The organism is Streptomyces sp. NRRL F-6676, assembly GCF_000725625.1.
GTDB lineage: Bacteria > Actinomycetota > Actinomycetes > Streptomycetales > Streptomycetaceae > Streptomyces.
Genome location: NZ_JOHS01000007.1, coordinates 160,079 through 175,100 on the forward strand (window position 1 = coordinate 160,079; position 15,022 = coordinate 175,100).

Here is a 15,022-nt window from a genome sequence, read left to right on the forward strand (position 1 = left end):
GATCGGCCGCGCGGAGGGACCGGCACTGGGAGCACGGGCGGACGGCGGGCCGTTCTCCTCCCTGGGGAGGAGAGGGCGCGTCAGGGGCCGGGGCCGCCGCTGGGGCGGCCGCTCAGGGGTGCCTCGGCCGCACCAGTCCGTGGTCGTACGCCGCGACGACCGCCTGGACGCGGTCGCGCAGGCCGAGTTTGCGCAGCACCGCGGTGACGTGGTTCTTGACGGTGGCCTCCGACAGGCACAGCCGCGCGGCGATCTCCGCGTTCGACAGCGCCTGCCCGATCAGGGTGAGCACCTCCCGTTCGCGCCCGGAGAGCTCCCGCAGGGAGGGCGGTGGCGCCGGGTCGGGGGTGGTACGCAGGAACCGGTCGAGGACGCGGGCCAGTACGGTCGGCGCGAGCAGCGCGTCGCCGCGCGCGGTGAGGCGGAGGGCGTCGACGAGTTCGGCGGGGCGGATGTCCTTGAGCAGGAAGCCGCTCGCCCCGGCGCGCAACGCGTCGACCACGTGCGCGTCCACGTCCCAGGTGGTGAGGACGAGGACCCGGGCCCGGCTGCCGCCCTCCGCGATCCGCCGGGTCGCCTCGATGCCGTCCACGACGGGCATGCGGACGTCCATCAGCACCACGTCGGGCGCCAGTTCGCGGGTCAGCCGCACCGCCTCCCCGCCGTCGGACGCCTCGCCGACCACCTCCAGGTCGTCCCGGGCGTCGATGATCATGCGGAAGCCGGTGCGGACCAGCGCCTGATCGTCGGCCGCCACCACGCGCAGGGTCATGACGCGCGCTCCGCCGGCAGCCGGGCCACCACCTCGAAGCCGCCGCCCGGCAGCGGCCCGGCGCGCAGGGTGCCGCCCAGCAGCCGGGTGCGCTCCCGCATCCCGACGAGTCCGCGCCCCGCGCCCGCCGTGGACGGACGGCCGTGCCCCGCCCGCCCGTTGTCGGTCACCGTGACCCTCACGTGGTCCTCCTCCGCCGTCACCCGCACGCTCACCTCGTCGGCGCCGGCCGCGTGGCGCAGCGCGTTGGTGAGAGCTTCCTGGACGATCCGGTACGCCGCCAGGTCCACGGCGGCCGGCAGCCCGTCGAAGGTGCCCTCCTCGTGCACGTGGACGGTCATCCCGGTCGCGCGCACGGTGTCGGCCAGCTCGGCCAGGCGGGCGAGCGAGGGCGCGGGGTCCCGCTGCCCGGGCGTCGGCTCCTCCCCCGCGTCGGGTCGGAACGCCCGCAGGATCAGGCGGAGTTCGGCCAGTGCGGAGCGGGCGCCCGTCTCGATGGCCCGCAGCGCCTGGCGGGCCTGTGCGGGCTGCTCGGTGAACACGTCGTCGGCCGCGCTCGCCTGAATGACCATCACCGACAGCGTGTGCGCCACCACGTCGTGCACCTCGCGTGCGATGCGTGCGCGTTCCTCCGCCACGGCCCGGCGCAGTTCGGACCGCGCCCGCTCCTGCTGCGCCCCGCGCCACTGCCCCAGGGTCCAGGCCAGGGCGAGGGACAGCAGACAGAGCACGAGCCCCGGGGTGCCGCCCGTCAGCAGTGCCAGCGGCGCCGGGAGGCACATCGCCGCCAGGGCCCGCGCCGATGTGCGCGGCGGGCGGGTGGCGGACAGCACGCACAGCGTGATCTGCGCGGCGAGCAGCGCGCCCGTCAGGGTCACCGAGGGCAGCAGCGCCCACACCGCGAGCCCCGTCGCCGCGTTGGCGGCCAGGACCGGGACCGGGGCGCGCGTCTGCCACCGCAGGGCGCCGACCTGCGCGAGGACGAGGGCCTCGGCGACGGGCAGCCGGTCGCCGCGCCCGGCACCGGCGACGAGCACGGCGGTCCCGAGGACGGCCAGCACCAGCCCGGCCGAGCCCCACCACAACACCCGGGGCTCCCGCGCCTCTCGCGCCTCTCGCGCCTCCCGCGCCTCCCGCGCCTCCCGCGCCTCCCGCGCCTCCCGCGCCTCCCGCGCCGACAACTCGCCCGGTTCGTCCCTCGATTCCCGCGGGTCCCCCGCCAGCCCCGCGAACGCGTCGTCCGACTGCGTCCTGTCGCTGCGCACCACGCCCCGACCTTACCGGCGCCGGGGGTCAGGTGGCTCCGGCCTCCGATTTTCCGTCGTCGTCCTCCTCGGTCCCGGCGGCCTCCCGGGCAGCCAGGGTGGCGGGCGTGGTGAGGAGGTGGTCGAGGACGTTGGTGAGGTGGAGCATGCGCTCCAGGCACTCGGGCCTGTTGCGCAGGCGCAGACGGGCCCCGGCGGCGGAGGTGTGGCGGTGGACCATCAGCAGGGCCGACAGACCGGAGGAGTCGATCCAGGTCAGCTCCGCGAAGTCCAGGCGCACCTCGCGGTGGACGGCACCGCGGGCCAGGTGGCCGGCCACGGCACGGACCAGGTCCTCGCTGGTGTCGTGGTCCAGTTCGCCGGTCACCCGCACGGTCAGCGTGGGCGGCTCGTCGGCGGTGGCCAGGGCGAACTCGGTGGCGGTCGGTTCGGTCATGCGGGGGTGCCGGCTTGGGGGACGGGCAGGGGACCCCGCGGGCCTGGAGGATGCCCGCGGTCCAGGTGAGGAAGCCGGTGAAGACCTCCGCGTCGTCCATGTAGAGGGCGGTGGCGAGGAAGTCGACGATGTGGGCCAGGTCCTCCGCGGTGCGCTCGCGCTGCGCGTCGCTGTAGTGGCGCACGGCGGGGAAGGCGTCCTCGAGGCCGGCCAGGGTCTGTCCGACGAGCTGGGCGCGGGACCGGACGATCAGCGTGTACTCCTGGTCGGCCAGGTGCGGCAGGTCGTCCACGGCCTGGCGGTTCGCGGACGGGTCGGGCCCGGAGAACCCCTTCTCCAGGATGTCGGCCGCGCCGCGGGCGTCGGCCGCCCACCCGTCGGCGCCCAGTGCCCGGGCGTGCCGGCCGTCGGCACCGAACGCGCGTCCGCCCGCCAGCACGGGGACGCCGACGGCCTGGCAGGCGGTGATGGCGGCGTGCGCGGCCGGCAGATGGGTGGGGAGCGAACCGGAGAGCAGCACCGCGTCGGTGTGGGTGTGGTGCAGATGGGCGACCAGGTGCGGGGTGGGGGTCTGCGCGCCCAGGTAGTCGACCCGCCAGCCGCGCAGCCGCAGCACCTCGGCGACGAGCCGGGCGGGGAAGGCGTGCCATTCGCCGTCGACACAGCCGACCGTCACACGTCCGGGTCCGCGTCCGGTGGCCGGGCGCGGCTCCGCCGGCCGGTGGTGGGCGAGCGTGGCGACGACACGTTCGTTGATCGCGGTGGCGGCGTGCTCCTGGGCGACGGTGAGCCGGTCGGCGGCCCACTCGGTGCCGATGCGTTCCTGTACCGGGGCGATCACGTCCAGGAGCAGCGTCTCCTCGTCGACCTGCCCGGCGGAGGCCTCCCGGACGATGCCGACGGCGGTGTACTCGTCGCCGCCGGCCACGGCCTGCCACAGCGCGTCCCGGAGTCCGGCCGGTGTGGTGAGGTCGCTCACCCGTTCCTCCCGCTGTTCTCTCCGCTGACGACCGTCAGCGGTCCGGTCCTCGCCGCGCCGATCGCGACGACGGCCATGTCGTCGTGGCGCCCGGAGTGCAGCCACTGGGAGGCGAGCATCTGTACGTGGTCCACGACGGCCTCCGCCGGCATGCCCGCGCAGCCGGCCAGCGCCCGCCGCAGCCGGTCCTCGCCGAAGAGTTCGTCGCCGAGCGGGCCGCCGCGGGCCTCGGTGATGCCGTCCGTGTAGAGGAGGCAGATCTCCCCCGGGGCGAGCGCCGTCTCGACCGTGCGCGCCGGCACCTCGGGCAGGGCGCCGACGAGGGTCCCGTGGGTGGGCACCTCCTCCACCGTGCCGTCGGACCGGACGATCAGCGGCGGCAGATGGCCCGCGCTGGTCAGCCGCAACCGCGCACGGCTGCCGTGGCGGCGCACGGAGGCGAGGACGAGGGTCGCGAAGCGGGTGTGGTGGGAGGAGAGGAGCGCCCCGTTGAGGAGGTCGAGGACCCGCTGGTGGTCGTCGGCCAGCGGCAGCAGGGCGTGCAGGGTGTTGCGGATCTTGCCGGTCAGCACCGCCGCGTCCAGTCCCTTGCCCGCGACGTCGCCCAGCACGACGAACGTCTCCCGGGAGGGATCGGGGCCGGGGTGGACGTCGTAGAAGTCGCCGCCGACGCGTTCCTGGTCGGCCGCGGCACGGTAGTTGCCCGCGTACTCCACGCCGTTGACACTGGACAGCACCGGCGGGAGCAGCTCCCGCATCAGGGTCTTGGTGAGGGCGGACTGCTCGGCGTAGAGGCGGGCCGCGGAGAGCGCGGCACCGGCCCGGGCGGCGAACAGGTGGGCGAAGACCTCCTCGCCCTCGGTGAAGGCCCTCTCGGTGCCGGAGCGCAGCAGTACGAGGGCCCCGGCGGGCACCCCGTGGCCGGGCAGCGGGGTGACGATGACCGAGCCGACCGGGCCGGCGAAGCCGTCGGGGATGAGCCAGTCGGGGATGTCGTCCGGGTTGAGCCAGCGGGCCGGCACCGGCGGGAAACCTTGCAGCGCCTCCGCGAGCCCCGGCACGCCGGCGACGTCGACCTGGCGTGTGACCTGGACGACCGCCTCACCGCGCGCGGCGTACGTGAGGGGGTGGCGGCGTCCCTGGGGCGGGGCGATGAGGACGGCGGCCTCGGCCATGTGCTGTGCGGCCATGGCGGCGGTCACCTCCATGCAGCGCGGCACGTTCAGGGTCGACAGAAGCGTGGAGGAGATCCGCGAGAGCATCTCGGAGCGTGCCCGCGCGCTGCTCAGGGCTGCCTCCGCCCGCCTGCGGTCGGTCTCGTCGACCAGCCACCAGACCACGGTTCCGTCGGCCGACGGGGTGGGGTGGGCCTCGAAGAACCGGTCGCCGAGGTGTCCGGCCGGGGTCTCGCCGCCGGTGCCGTGCGGGGCCCCGGTGAGGCGGTGGTGGGCGTCCGACAGCCAGGGCGGCACCGTCGCGCTCAGCCGGTCACCGGGTGCCGCGTCGGGCAGGAGGCGGCGGGCGGCCCGGTTGAGCCGCATCAGGCCGCCGTGCCGGTCGACGACGAGCACGGGGTACGGGGCGTCGCGCCAGGCCTCGCCCACCAGGGCGCCGGCATCGCCGGTGCCGGTGGACGGACCGGGAGGGGAGCCGGTGGGACTGAGGGAAGCACTCAAATCGGCAGGCACGCGCCGTGCGTACCCCACCACCTCTCCGCTGGAAAATGTCGAACGTTCAGCGTTCCGTACTCACCGGTCGGGCGCAACCCACCCCAAAGTGCCGACTTCAAACATCGATTCCCTCCGAGCAGGTGAGCGACCCGGCACCGGGACGCCCGTGCCGTCAGGAATCGGCGACGAGGGAGTCGTCGGCCATGGAGTCGTCGACGAGCGCGATGCGGGCCGTGATGCGTTTGCCCGTCGGCTCGCGCCTCGCTTCGAGGTCCCGGGCGATGGCCTTGACGATCTCCAGCCCGTGCTGGCCGATCCGGTCGGCGTCGGCCGGCCTGGCGACCGGCAGCTCCGGGTCGCCGTCCCGTACGACCACCTCCAGCAGCCCCGCCTCGACCCGCAACTCCAGGGAGACCGGCCCGGGGGCGTACTTGCGGGCGTTGGTGACCAGCTCGCTCACGACGAGCTGCGTGTCGCCCACGACACGCGCGGACACGGGCAGCCCCAGCTCGTCCCGGACCCGGCCGAGGAAGGCCGTCGCGAGGTCGCGGGCCCGGGCGATGCTCACGCCCTCCTTCTCCAGCCTCACCGCCACCCGTATCGGTGTCCCCGTGAGCGGGGAGGGACGGCCGTCGCCGCCGGTAACCGACTCCATACGCCCTCATTCGCACTCGACCCGCACCTGCCCCGGCCACGGACGGGCACACCCACTCGCCGGCTCAGCCGTCCTCTCAGGGTAGATCAGGCGTTCACGCGGGCCACACCGCCTTCGCCCGGGCGGCCTCGCTCACCGCCCTTCGCGTGGATCACGGGCTGTCCGCGACAGGGCGGCTTCCGCGAGGTCGTCCGAGTGCGTCGAAGGCGGTCACGGGTCGGTTCGTACAGGTCGAGAGCGCGGGCGCCCGGCCGCGGGGGATGCGGGCCGGTTCCGGGTCACCGGTTCCGGGTCACCGGTCCTGGGCGGCGACGCGGGGCAGCAGGCGGGTGGCGTTGGCCGTGGTCAGGGCGCGCCAGGTGGTGGCGCCGGGCTGGTCGGCGGTGTCGAGGGAGGCGACCTGCTGGGCGACGGCGCCGACCGGCGTCCAGCAGTAGTCGCTGCCGTACAGGATCCGTGCGGGGCCGAAGGCGCGTTCCAGGGCCGGTACCTGGTGCGGGAACGGGGTCCCGGCGAGGTCGAACCAGAGCCCGGACACCTGCTCCCGGACGGACGGCTCGTCCGGGGAGCCGCCGTCGAACGCGGTGCGGAAGAGTTCCATCCGGTCGACCAGCAGCGGGAGCGTGCCGCCGCCGTGGGTGAAGATCCACCGCACGCCGGGGTGCCGTGTGAGGACCCCGTTGAAGACCAGGTCGGAAACGGTGCGGGTGGAGTCGAAGAGGAATTCCAGCATCGGCCGGGGCCGGCCCGCCGAGACCGTCTCGGGGTGGACGGGAGAGGTGGGGTGGACGAAGACCACGGCCTCGCGGCGGCCGAGTTCGGCCCACAGCGGCTCGAACCGCTCGTCGCCCAGGTAGCGGCCGTGCGCGTTGGACTCGACGGTGACCCCGTCGCTGCCCAACTCATCCAGCGCGTACGCGAGTTCGACGAGGCTCCCGTCGACGTCCGGCAGCGGCAGCGAGGCGAAGTGGCCGAAGCGGCCGGGGTGGGCACGGACGACGCCGGCGGCGTACTCGTTGACCTCGCGGGTGAGCGTACGGGCCGCCGCGTCGTCGCCGAAGTGCGTGCCCGGGGAGGAGATGGTCAGCAGCGCGGTGCGGATGCGGTGCTCGTCCATCAGCCGCAGGTGTTCCGCGGGGCTCCAGGAGGGCCAGCCGGGCATCCCGTCCGGGTGGGTGTGCCCGGCGGCCCGGGCCGCGCGCACATAGGAGTCGGTCACGAAGTGGGCGTGGACGTCGATCAGTTCGTCGGGCGCCGGTTCGGCCATGGTGCGTCACTCCTCACGACTCGGGGGCGCGGGAAGCGCCCCCGGACACGATAGTGATCCGTCGCGGCCGGGCCCCGCCGGCCCGGAGCCCGGTGGCCGGTTTCAGTGGCTCGCGGTGAGTTCGCCGCTGAGCCTGCCGTGCAGGCGGGCGCTGGAGGTGTTCAGACCGATGATCTCGACGGTCTTGCCGCGCTGGGCGTACTTGGTCTCGATGGCGTCCAGGGCGGCGACGGAGGAGGCGTCCCAGACGTGGGTGTCGGTGAGGTCGATGACGACCTTGTCGGGGTCGCCGGCGTAGTCGAACTGGGTGACGAGGTCGTTGGAGGAGGCGAAGAAGAGCTGCCCGGTGACGGCGTAGACGACCTGGGTGCCGTCGGGGTCGGTGACGGAGGTGACCTCGGTGAGGTGGGCGACGCGGCGGGCGAAGACCATCATGGCGGTCAGCGAGCCGACGACGACACCGATGGACAGGTTGCCCGTCGCCACGACGACGATGACCGTCACGACCATGACGGCACTCTCGCCGACCGGCATCCGCTTGAGCGTGGCCGGCTTGACCGAGTGCCAGTCGAAGGTGCCGACGGAGACCAGGACCATGACGGCGACCAGGGCGGCCATCGGGATCCGGGAGACCACGGGGCCCAGCACGATGCACAGGACGAGCAGGAAGAACCCGGCCAGGAAGGTCGACAGCCGGGTGCGGGCACCGTTCTTCACGTTGATCATCGTCTGGCCGATCATGCCGCAGCCGCCCATGCCGCCGAAGAGGCCGGTGACGATGTTGGCGATGCCCTGGCCGACCGCCTCGCGCGTCTTGTCGGACCGGGTGTCGGTGAGGTCGTCGACCAGCTTCGCGGTCATCATCGACTCCATGATGCCCACGAGGGCCATCGCGAAGGCGTAGGGGGCGATGACGGTGAGGGTGTGGGTGGTGAACGGCACGTCGGGGATGCCGGGCACGGGCAGCGACGAGGGCAGCGTGCCCTTGTCGCCCACGGTCGGCACGGCGATCCCGGCGGCGACGGTGATGACGGTCAGGACGACGATCGACACCAGCGGCGCGGGCACCGCCTTGGTCACCCTCGGGAACAGCACCATCAGCACCAGGCCGGCGACGACGAGCGGGTAGACCGGCCAGGGCACGTCGCGCAGGTTGGGGATCTGGGCGGTGAACAGCAGGATGCCGAGGGCGTTGACGAAGCCGACCATCACGCTGCGCGGGACGAACCGCATCAGCTTGGCCACGCCCAGCGCGCCGAGCGCGATCTGGAAGACGCCGGCGAGGACGACGGTGGCGACCAGGTAGCCGAGACCGTACTGGCGGGCTACGGGGGCGATGACCAGGGCGACGGCGCCGGTGGCGGCGGAGATCATGGCGGGCCGGCCGCCGACGAAGGCGATCACCATGGCCATGGTGCAGGCGGCGAACAGGCCGACCTTGGGGTCGACGCCGGCGATCACGGAGAAGGAGATCGCCTCCGGGATCAGGGCCAGGCCGACCACCAGGCCGGCCAGGGCCTCGGTGCGGAACACGGCCGGCGACAGCCAGACCGGCCGGCCGGGACGGCGCGGCAGCCCGGCGGGACGGGGCGGGAGGAGGGCGCGGAAGTGGGCAAGGGGCGGTACCTGTCTGTGCTCGGGCGCGCCGCGGCGACGGGACGCGGGGGACGGACACGGCGGGCCGGACGGCGGGCCGCGGTCGGCCCGCGTGCGCGGGCCGGAAGTCTTCGGGGCGGTGAGGCGGGGCGAGGGGGGCGGACCGCTGTCCGCACGACCCGGCCGCTGTCAGGGCCGGTACGTCACGGCGGGCAGGCGTCGGCGGCGGGCGTCATCGGCTCGCGCACGCGTGTCTCCCAGACTAGGAACGGTTCGCCGGGAACGGCGTCGGCCCCGGAACGGCGGTGGCGGGCCCCGTGCGGGCCCGGTCCTCACCGCGCGGGGCAACCTTACCGCGCGGCGCCGGAGCGGCCATACGCCGACGGAAGGCGTGGGCTCCACCCCCGAGAGGGCTCCACCCCCGAGGGGGCTCTGCCCCCTGGACCCCCGGGAGGGCGTGGGGGCCACGCCCCCGGCGACAGGGAACGCCGCCGAGCGGGGCGGGGCAGGGCCCGGCGGCGGGGCCTGTCTCCGGTGCGGGGTCAGGCCGTGGTGAGGGCCTGGACGACCCTGGTGATCGCCGGAGTCGGTGGGCCCGGGAGGCGGGCGGCCAGGACGCGGCGGAGTTCGGGGGGTGCGCCGTCGACGCGGAGCAGGGTCACGCCGGGCGGCAGCGCCGCCGACATCCGGCGCGGGACCGTCGTCACGCCGAAGCCCGCGGCGACCAGGCGGAGCTTGGTCAGCCAGTCGCGGGCGCTGTGGACGACGCGTGGGCGTCCGGGCAGGCCGGGCCAGACGCCGAGCAGGGGTTCGGCGCCGGAGGACGGCGTGGCGATCCAGGGGGCGTCGAGGAGTTCCTCCGCGTGCACGGAGGTGCGGCCGGCGAACGCGCCGGTGGTCGGGGCGGCCACGCACAGCTCCGTGTCCTCGATCCGTTCGAGGTGCAGCGCGGGGCTCTCCCCGTCCGAGGGCCGGTGCGGCGGGCGGGAGGTCAGCACGGCGAGGTCGAGCGAGCCGGCCCGCAGGGCCCGGATCAGGCTCGGCGTGGTGCCCTCACGTGTCGTCACGGCGATGTGCGGATCGGTCCCGGTGAGCCGGGTGAGCGCGACGGGCAGGAGCATGGCGCCCCCGCTGGGGAAGATCCCCAGCCGCACCGGTTCCGTCCGCCCGGTGGAGCCCGTGAGATCCTGTTCGGCCTCGTCGAGGCAGGCCAGGATCGTGCGGGCGTGCCGCAGCAGGGTCAGCCCGGCCGGGGTGAGCCGCACCCCGTCGAAGTGCCGTTCGAAGAGCACCGCACCCGCGCCGCGTTCGAGCGCCGCGGCCTGCCGGGAGACCGCCGACTGGGTGTAGCCGAGCCGGGCGGCGGCAGCGGTGAAGCTCCCGGACTCGGCGACCTGGCGCAGCACCCGCAGCGCCGTACTGGAGAAGTCCATGCCGCCTACGCATACCAGATGTGCGGGACCGTCGCTTCACGCATGGGCCCGGCGCTCCTGGCGTCGACAGGGAGCGATCAAGCGTGACGCCGTACGCCGAGGAGGTCTTCAGCGGCCGGCGCGGGTACCCGCCGGAGCCGCCGGTGGTGCCCGGCATCGGCGGACCGAACCTCGCTCTCCCCCGCCCCCGGCCCATGCGCGACTCGGTGACGGCGCGCAGGCGGTGGAGGGGCCCGCGTGCCGCCGGCGTCGAAACACCCGGGACCGTTCGGCCGGAGGGTCCCGCTCCCGCGCCGGTCCGCGCCGGTGGTACGGGCCGGGCTCGCGCCGGCCCGCGCAGGTCGTACGGGCCCGGCTCACAGATACCCGGTCAGGAACTGGACGGCCAGGCTGGTGGCCGACACCACCAGCCACAGACAGCCGCCGAGCAGCAGGGGCGCGGGGCCGGTCCGGCGCAGCGCGGCGGGGTCGGTGGAGAGTCCGATCGCGGAGAGGGCGACCGTGATCAGGAATCCGGCGACCGTGCCGAGCGGCCCGTGGGCGGCGGAGGGGACGAGCCCCGCGGTGTTGAGGGCCGCCAGGGCGAGGAACCCGACGAGGAACCACGGCACCAGTCGGCCGACCCGCACGGCGACGGGTCCTCTCCGTCCGGCACTCGCACCCGCCTCCGTGCCCCCGGCCGCATCGGCGCCCGCACTCGCGGCGCCTTCTGCCGCTTCTGCCCGGCGGCGGGCCAGCGCCGCCAGACCGAGGCAGATCGGGATGATCATCAGTGTGCGGGCCAGTTTGACCACCACCGCGTAGTCGGCCGCCGGGCCGCCGTACGTCGTGGCGGCGGCGACCACCGACGACATGTCGTTGACGGCGGTCCCGGCGAAGAGGCCGAAGGCGTGCTGCCCCATCCCCAGCGCATGCCCGAGGACGGGGAAGACCAGCACGGCCGCGATGTTGAAGACGAAGATCGTGGAGACGGCGTAGGCCACCTCCGCCCCGGCCGCCCCGATCACCGGTGTCACCGCCGCGATCGCGGAGGCCCCGCACACCCCGGTGCCCACGCCGATCAGGGTGCGCAGGTCCCGTACGACACCGAGTCGGCGCCCGATGCCGTAGGCCGCCGCCAGGCAGACCGCGAGGGTCACGAGCATCACCGGCAGCGAGCCGGCCCCGACCCGCAGCACCTGGCCGAGGGAGAGCTGCGCGCCGAGGACCACCACCGCCGCCTGGAGCACCCCGCGCCCGGCGAAGGCGATGCCCGGCCGCGTCCGGTCCCCCGGGCGCACCGCGACCGCCACCAGCACCCCGAGCACGATCCCGCCGACCGGCCCGCCGACGACGGGCACGAGCCGGCCCAGCACGGTCGCGACGACGGCGATCCCGGCGGCGAGCGCGAGCCCGGGCAGCCGGTCGGCGGCACCGCGGAACGGCGAGGCGGCGGGAGCCGCGCCGCGTCCTCGCACGACGGGGGCATGTGGGGGGCGGGTCCTCCTCGGCCGGAAAACGCTGGCGTCTTTCATGATCACCACCTTGCGCGGCCCCGCGCCCGCCCTGTAGCCCCCGGTCGGTGAGGAGGTCATAGCGCGGGCGTATGACCGGCACATACGCTGGCGCTGTGACAGACGCCTCCGTGCCGGCGGACCCCCGTAGCGCTCCCCTCCCCCTGCGCACCCCCGATCTGGAGTCGCTGCGGCTCCTGGTGCTCGTGGCCGAGCTGGAGAGCCTGGGCCGGGCGGCCGAGCGGCTGCGGATCTCGCAGCCGTCCGCCAGCCGCCGGCTGACCACGCTGGAGCGCGGGCTCGGCCTGGTGCTGGTGGACCGCACCCGGCGCGGCTCACGGCTGACGCTGGCCGGCCAGGTCGTCGCCGGGCACGCCCGTCGGGTGCTGGACGAGCTGGACGACCTCCTCGCCGGGGCCGGGAAACTGCGCGACCGGCGGGAGGCCGAACTGCGGGTCGCGGCGAGTCTCACGATCGCCGAGTATCTGCTGCCCGGCTGGATCAGCGAGCTGCGCGCCCGCCGTCCGGAGCTGTACATCGGACTGCAAGTGACCAACAGCGCGCGCGTGCCCGAGCTGGTCGAGTCGGGCGAGGCCGACGTCGGGTTCATCGAGGGGCCCCGGCTGTCCCGGGTGATGTCGACCAGGCAGGTGGCCGAGGACCGGCTCGTCGTCGTGGTCGACCCCGGTCACCCGTGGGCCCGGCGCCGGGAACCGCTCACCGCGCGGGAGCTGTCCCGTACGCCGCTGGTGCTGCGGGAGAGCGGTTCCGGCACCCGCCAGACCCTCGACCGCGCCCTGCATCTGGCCGGCTGCGAGCGGGCCCGGGCCCTGGTGGAGCTCGGCTCGACGACGGCCGTGCGCGGCACGGTGATCGCGGGCTCAGGACCGGCGGTGCTGAGCGAACTGGCCGTCCGCCGTGACCTCGACGAGGGGCTGCTGGTCGGTGTCGAGGTCACGGGCGTGGACCTCACGCGCGATCTGCGCGCGGTCTGGCCCACCGGGCGGCGCCTGGTGGGCCCGGCGGCCGAGCTGGTGGCGGTGGCCCGCCGCACCCTCACCGGCCGGCGGCCGCCCGGTCCGACGGAGTGAGCGTGCCGAGCCAGTCGCCGACGGTGCGGGTGAGGCCGTCCGCGTCGGCGGCGCGCGCGTCGACGTTGTCGGCGTGCAGTTCGAGGACCGGGATGCCGGCGGCCTCGAGCGCGCGGGTCGTGAAGTAGCTGCCCCGCGCGTCCTCCGACACCAGGTGCACGACGCCGTCGACGCCGTGGTGGCGTGCCTCCTTGACGTACCACTCCGCCGACCAGGGCGGCGTGTAGAGCTGGTCGGGGAAGGCGGCGAAGCGGGCGGCCAGGGCGCGCAGCGGGTCGTCGCCGTAGCGGAGGTAGCCGTCGGCGGCGATCGCGAGGTACATCGACCAGACGAACACCGCGCCGTGGCTCTCCTCGAAGCGCCGGTAGAAGTCGAGGTCGAACCAGAGCCCGCGGCCGATCCACATCAGGCGCAGCCGCTCGTCGGGGCAGACGGCCGTTCCGGTGGCGACCCGTTCGGCCACCTCGTCGTGGAAGGCGCGGGCGGCGTCGCGCGCCCAGGTGGTGCCCCGGTGCCACTGCGGGATCATCACGCTGGGGATGGAGTCGTTGACGGGCAGCGGGCAGGGGCGGGCACGGGCGATCAGGTCGCGGGTGCGGCGGTTCCACTCCTGCTGCTCGTTGACCAGCTCCATGACCTCGGCGAAGCGGGTCTCGGAGAAGACCCGGCCGGTGGTCTGCTCCAGGAACCGTATGAGGCCCTCGAGTTCGCCGGTCATCAGGTCCAGGCGGTCGCTGCCGACGGCCCGTTCCCAGTCGCGCGGCATCAGTTCCCACCAGCGGGTGGGGACGTCGTTCTCGGCGGCGCTCTCCAGCGGGTAGAAGGAGACGCCGGGCTGGTCGCCCCAGAGGTCGAAGATCTTGCGGGAGGCGTCGCCCGTGGTCTCCGCGAGCACAACGGTGGGCCGGGGCAGCCCGCCCCAGGGCGCGTTCGCCGGGTCGGGGTCGAAGGCAGAGGCCAGGGGGATGGCGCTGTACTGCTCGCTGTCGTCGGGGAGCCCGCGGGCGCGCAGCAGTTCCAGGTAGTCCTGGGCGCGGCGCTTGGCGGTGACGATCGAGGACCACCACTGGTTGACGACGTACGGGATGCCCATGGTGCGGAAGATCTCCTGCGGGGCATCGGCGTTGACGAGGGCGAAGTCGCCGCCGTCGGCCAGGTCCGCGCGGAGGTCGGCGAACCACTGCCGCTGGTGGGCGGTGGCGGCCGACGCCGAGTTCAGCCGGGCGTTCACCGGGTCACCTCCGCGTGGGGGCGCAGTGCGGTCAGTGCCCCGGCCGCCGCGTCGTCGAGTGCGCCGTAGGGCTGCCGGCCGAGCAGGACGGACGGCAGGCCGGTGGCCGCCTCCTGTGCGGCGTAGTCCCAGCGCGGGGCGTCGTCGTGCCGCCGGGCGTAACTCACCAGGGCCTCGGCGCCGCAGTCCCGTGCGGCCCGGCCGGTGTGTGCGGCCCTGGCCCGGATCGAGGCGCGCGGGGCGGTGGGGCCGTTGTACTGGTACCGCTCGGCGAGCGCCGCCTCGGTCGGTGCGCCGGTCGGACGCCGGTGGAGCAGGTCGCCCCAGTCGTGGTCCTCACCGACGATCAGGAGGCCCTTGTCCTCCAGCGCGGCATAGACGTGGGGTGTGTCGTGCGGGCTGCCGGTGAGGAACACCCGCAGCCCCTCGTGCTCGGGCAACTCGCCCGCTTCTTCGAGGAGTTGTTCGAGGAGGGCGGTGGCGCGGCCGACGGGTAGTGCCGTCGTCGCGGCCACCACGGTGAGCATTTCGGTGCCGGTGAGCCGGGCCGGCCGCCGCCGGCGCAGCAGCGCGACACGTGTGAGCAGTGCGCGGAGCCGGTCGTGGGCGGTGATGGCGTCGGCGAGCGCCGCGTCGTCGATGGTCCGGCCGGCCCAGGTCCCGACGGTGGCGCGCACCTGGGCGAACTTGGCCCGCACGTAACGGGTGGTGGTCCGGTGCGGCAGATGCAGGACGTCGACCAGGTGCACCGGCGGCAGGGCCGAGGCGGGCTCTACGCGGCGCAGTTCGCGCAGTGCGTAGAACAGGCGCAGGGAGGCCTCGCAGTCCCGGGAGACGAGGAGGCCGTCGAGCGGTCCGTAGTCCTGGTCGAGGAGGCGGGTGAGGACCGAGCGGGCCGCCGGGTCGAGGCCGGTGCCCAGGTAGCGGTCGCCGGCCGTGTGGGGTGCTCCGGGGTCGCCGGACAGGCGCAGGGGGTGCAGTCCGGCGGCGGTGAGGTACTCCACGGGTACGTCGGCGCCGACGTACCCGATCACCGGGGCGGGGCCCCGGGTCCCCCCGGCGCCGGCGGTCCGGCCGGGGCCGGTGCCGTGGGAGAGGAGCTGCGCGAGGGCAGCGGACATGGGTGTTCCTCCA

At 74.8% G+C, this 15,022-nt stretch carries 12 protein-coding genes and 1 pseudogene; 1 reads left to right on the plus strand and 12 read right to left on the minus strand.

Annotation, left to right across the window (positions count from 1 at the left end; translation table 11 throughout):
• Window positions 1-112: 112 nt before the first annotated feature.
• The 10 genes and pseudogenes from IO29_RS06085 to IO29_RS06125 all read right to left on the minus strand — a co-directional run bounded on the left by IO29_RS06085 (window position 113) and on the right by IO29_RS06125 (window position 11,530).
• Entirely contained in the window at window positions 113-772 is a 660-nt protein-coding gene (locus IO29_RS06085) for a response regulator (RefSeq protein WP_030377625.1), read from the minus strand.
• Window positions 769-1,860 (minus strand): sensor histidine kinase, encoded by a 1,092-nt coding sequence (locus IO29_RS06090; protein WP_234307390.1) that lies wholly within the window; start codon window positions 1,858-1,860, stop codon window positions 769-771. Before IO29_RS06090 ends, IO29_RS06085 begins: the two co-directional genes overlap by 4 nt.
• Window positions 1,861-2,065: 205 nt before the next feature.
• Window positions 2,066-2,473 carry an STAS domain-containing protein gene (locus IO29_RS06095; RefSeq protein ID WP_063738063.1) on the minus strand — a complete coding sequence of 136 codons (408 nt, stop codon included), beginning with the start codon at window positions 2,471-2,473 and terminating at the stop codon, window positions 2,066-2,068.
• Window positions 2,474-2,483: 10 nt separating this feature from the next.
• Window positions 2,484-3,452, minus strand: a pseudogene (locus IO29_RS36345) (cobalamin B12-binding domain-containing protein); the annotation flags it as partial.
• Window positions 3,449-4,993, minus strand: a complete 1,545-nt coding sequence (locus IO29_RS06100) for a PP2C family protein-serine/threonine phosphatase (RefSeq protein WP_199806839.1) — start codon at window positions 4,991-4,993, stop codon at window positions 3,449-3,451. The gene IO29_RS06100 and the pseudogene IO29_RS36345, both read right to left, overlap by 4 nt.
• A gap of 301 nt (window positions 4,994-5,294) precedes the next feature.
• Window positions 5,295-5,777 carry an ATP-binding protein gene (locus tag IO29_RS06105; RefSeq protein ID WP_030377620.1) on the minus strand — a complete coding sequence of 161 codons (483 nt, stop codon included), beginning with the start codon at window positions 5,775-5,777 and terminating at the stop codon, window positions 5,295-5,297.
• A gap of 292 nt (window positions 5,778-6,069) precedes the next feature.
• On the minus strand, window positions 6,070-7,044 hold the full coding sequence (locus tag IO29_RS06110) for an amidohydrolase family protein (RefSeq protein ID WP_030377619.1): 975 nt from the start codon (window positions 7,042-7,044) through the stop codon (window positions 6,070-6,072).
• A 102-nt stretch (window positions 7,045-7,146) separates the two neighbouring features.
• Window positions 7,147-8,619, minus strand: a complete 1,473-nt coding sequence (locus tag IO29_RS06115; RefSeq protein ID WP_030377618.1) for a SulP family inorganic anion transporter — start codon at window positions 8,617-8,619, stop codon at window positions 7,147-7,149.
• Window positions 8,620-9,182: 563 nt separating this feature from the next.
• Entirely contained in the window at window positions 9,183-10,073 is an 891-nt protein-coding gene (locus tag IO29_RS06120) for a LysR family transcriptional regulator (protein WP_030377617.1), read from the minus strand.
• A gap of 356 nt (window positions 10,074-10,429) precedes the next feature.
• On the minus strand, window positions 10,430-11,530 hold the full coding sequence (locus IO29_RS06125) for a YeiH family protein (RefSeq protein ID WP_234307379.1): 1,101 nt from the start codon (window positions 11,528-11,530) through the stop codon (window positions 10,430-10,432).
• 128 nt (window positions 11,531-11,658) lie between these two features.
• On the opposite strand from IO29_RS06125, the gene IO29_RS06130 reads away from it, so the two are divergent.
• Window positions 11,659-12,657 carry a LysR substrate-binding domain-containing protein gene (locus tag IO29_RS06130; RefSeq protein ID WP_420705339.1) on the plus strand — a complete coding sequence of 333 codons (999 nt, stop codon included), beginning with the start codon at window positions 11,659-11,661 and terminating at the stop codon, window positions 12,655-12,657.
• Here IO29_RS06130 and IO29_RS06135 read toward each other — a convergent pair.
• Together IO29_RS06135 and IO29_RS06140 are read right to left on the minus strand one after the other, a co-directional pair.
• On the minus strand, window positions 12,623-13,888 hold the full coding sequence (locus IO29_RS06135; RefSeq protein ID WP_051707293.1) for a 2-hydroxyacyl-CoA dehydratase family protein: 1,266 nt from the start codon (window positions 13,886-13,888) through the stop codon (window positions 12,623-12,625). The two genes, IO29_RS06130 and IO29_RS06135, sit on opposite strands and share 35 nt — an antisense overlap.
• Window positions 13,885-15,009 carry a 2-hydroxyacyl-CoA dehydratase family protein gene (locus tag IO29_RS06140; protein ID WP_051707290.1) on the minus strand — a complete coding sequence of 375 codons (1,125 nt, stop codon included), beginning with the start codon at window positions 15,007-15,009 and terminating at the stop codon, window positions 13,885-13,887. The genes IO29_RS06135 and IO29_RS06140 overlap by 4 nt, the downstream gene beginning before the upstream one ends.
• Window positions 15,010-15,022: the final 13 nt, after the last annotated feature.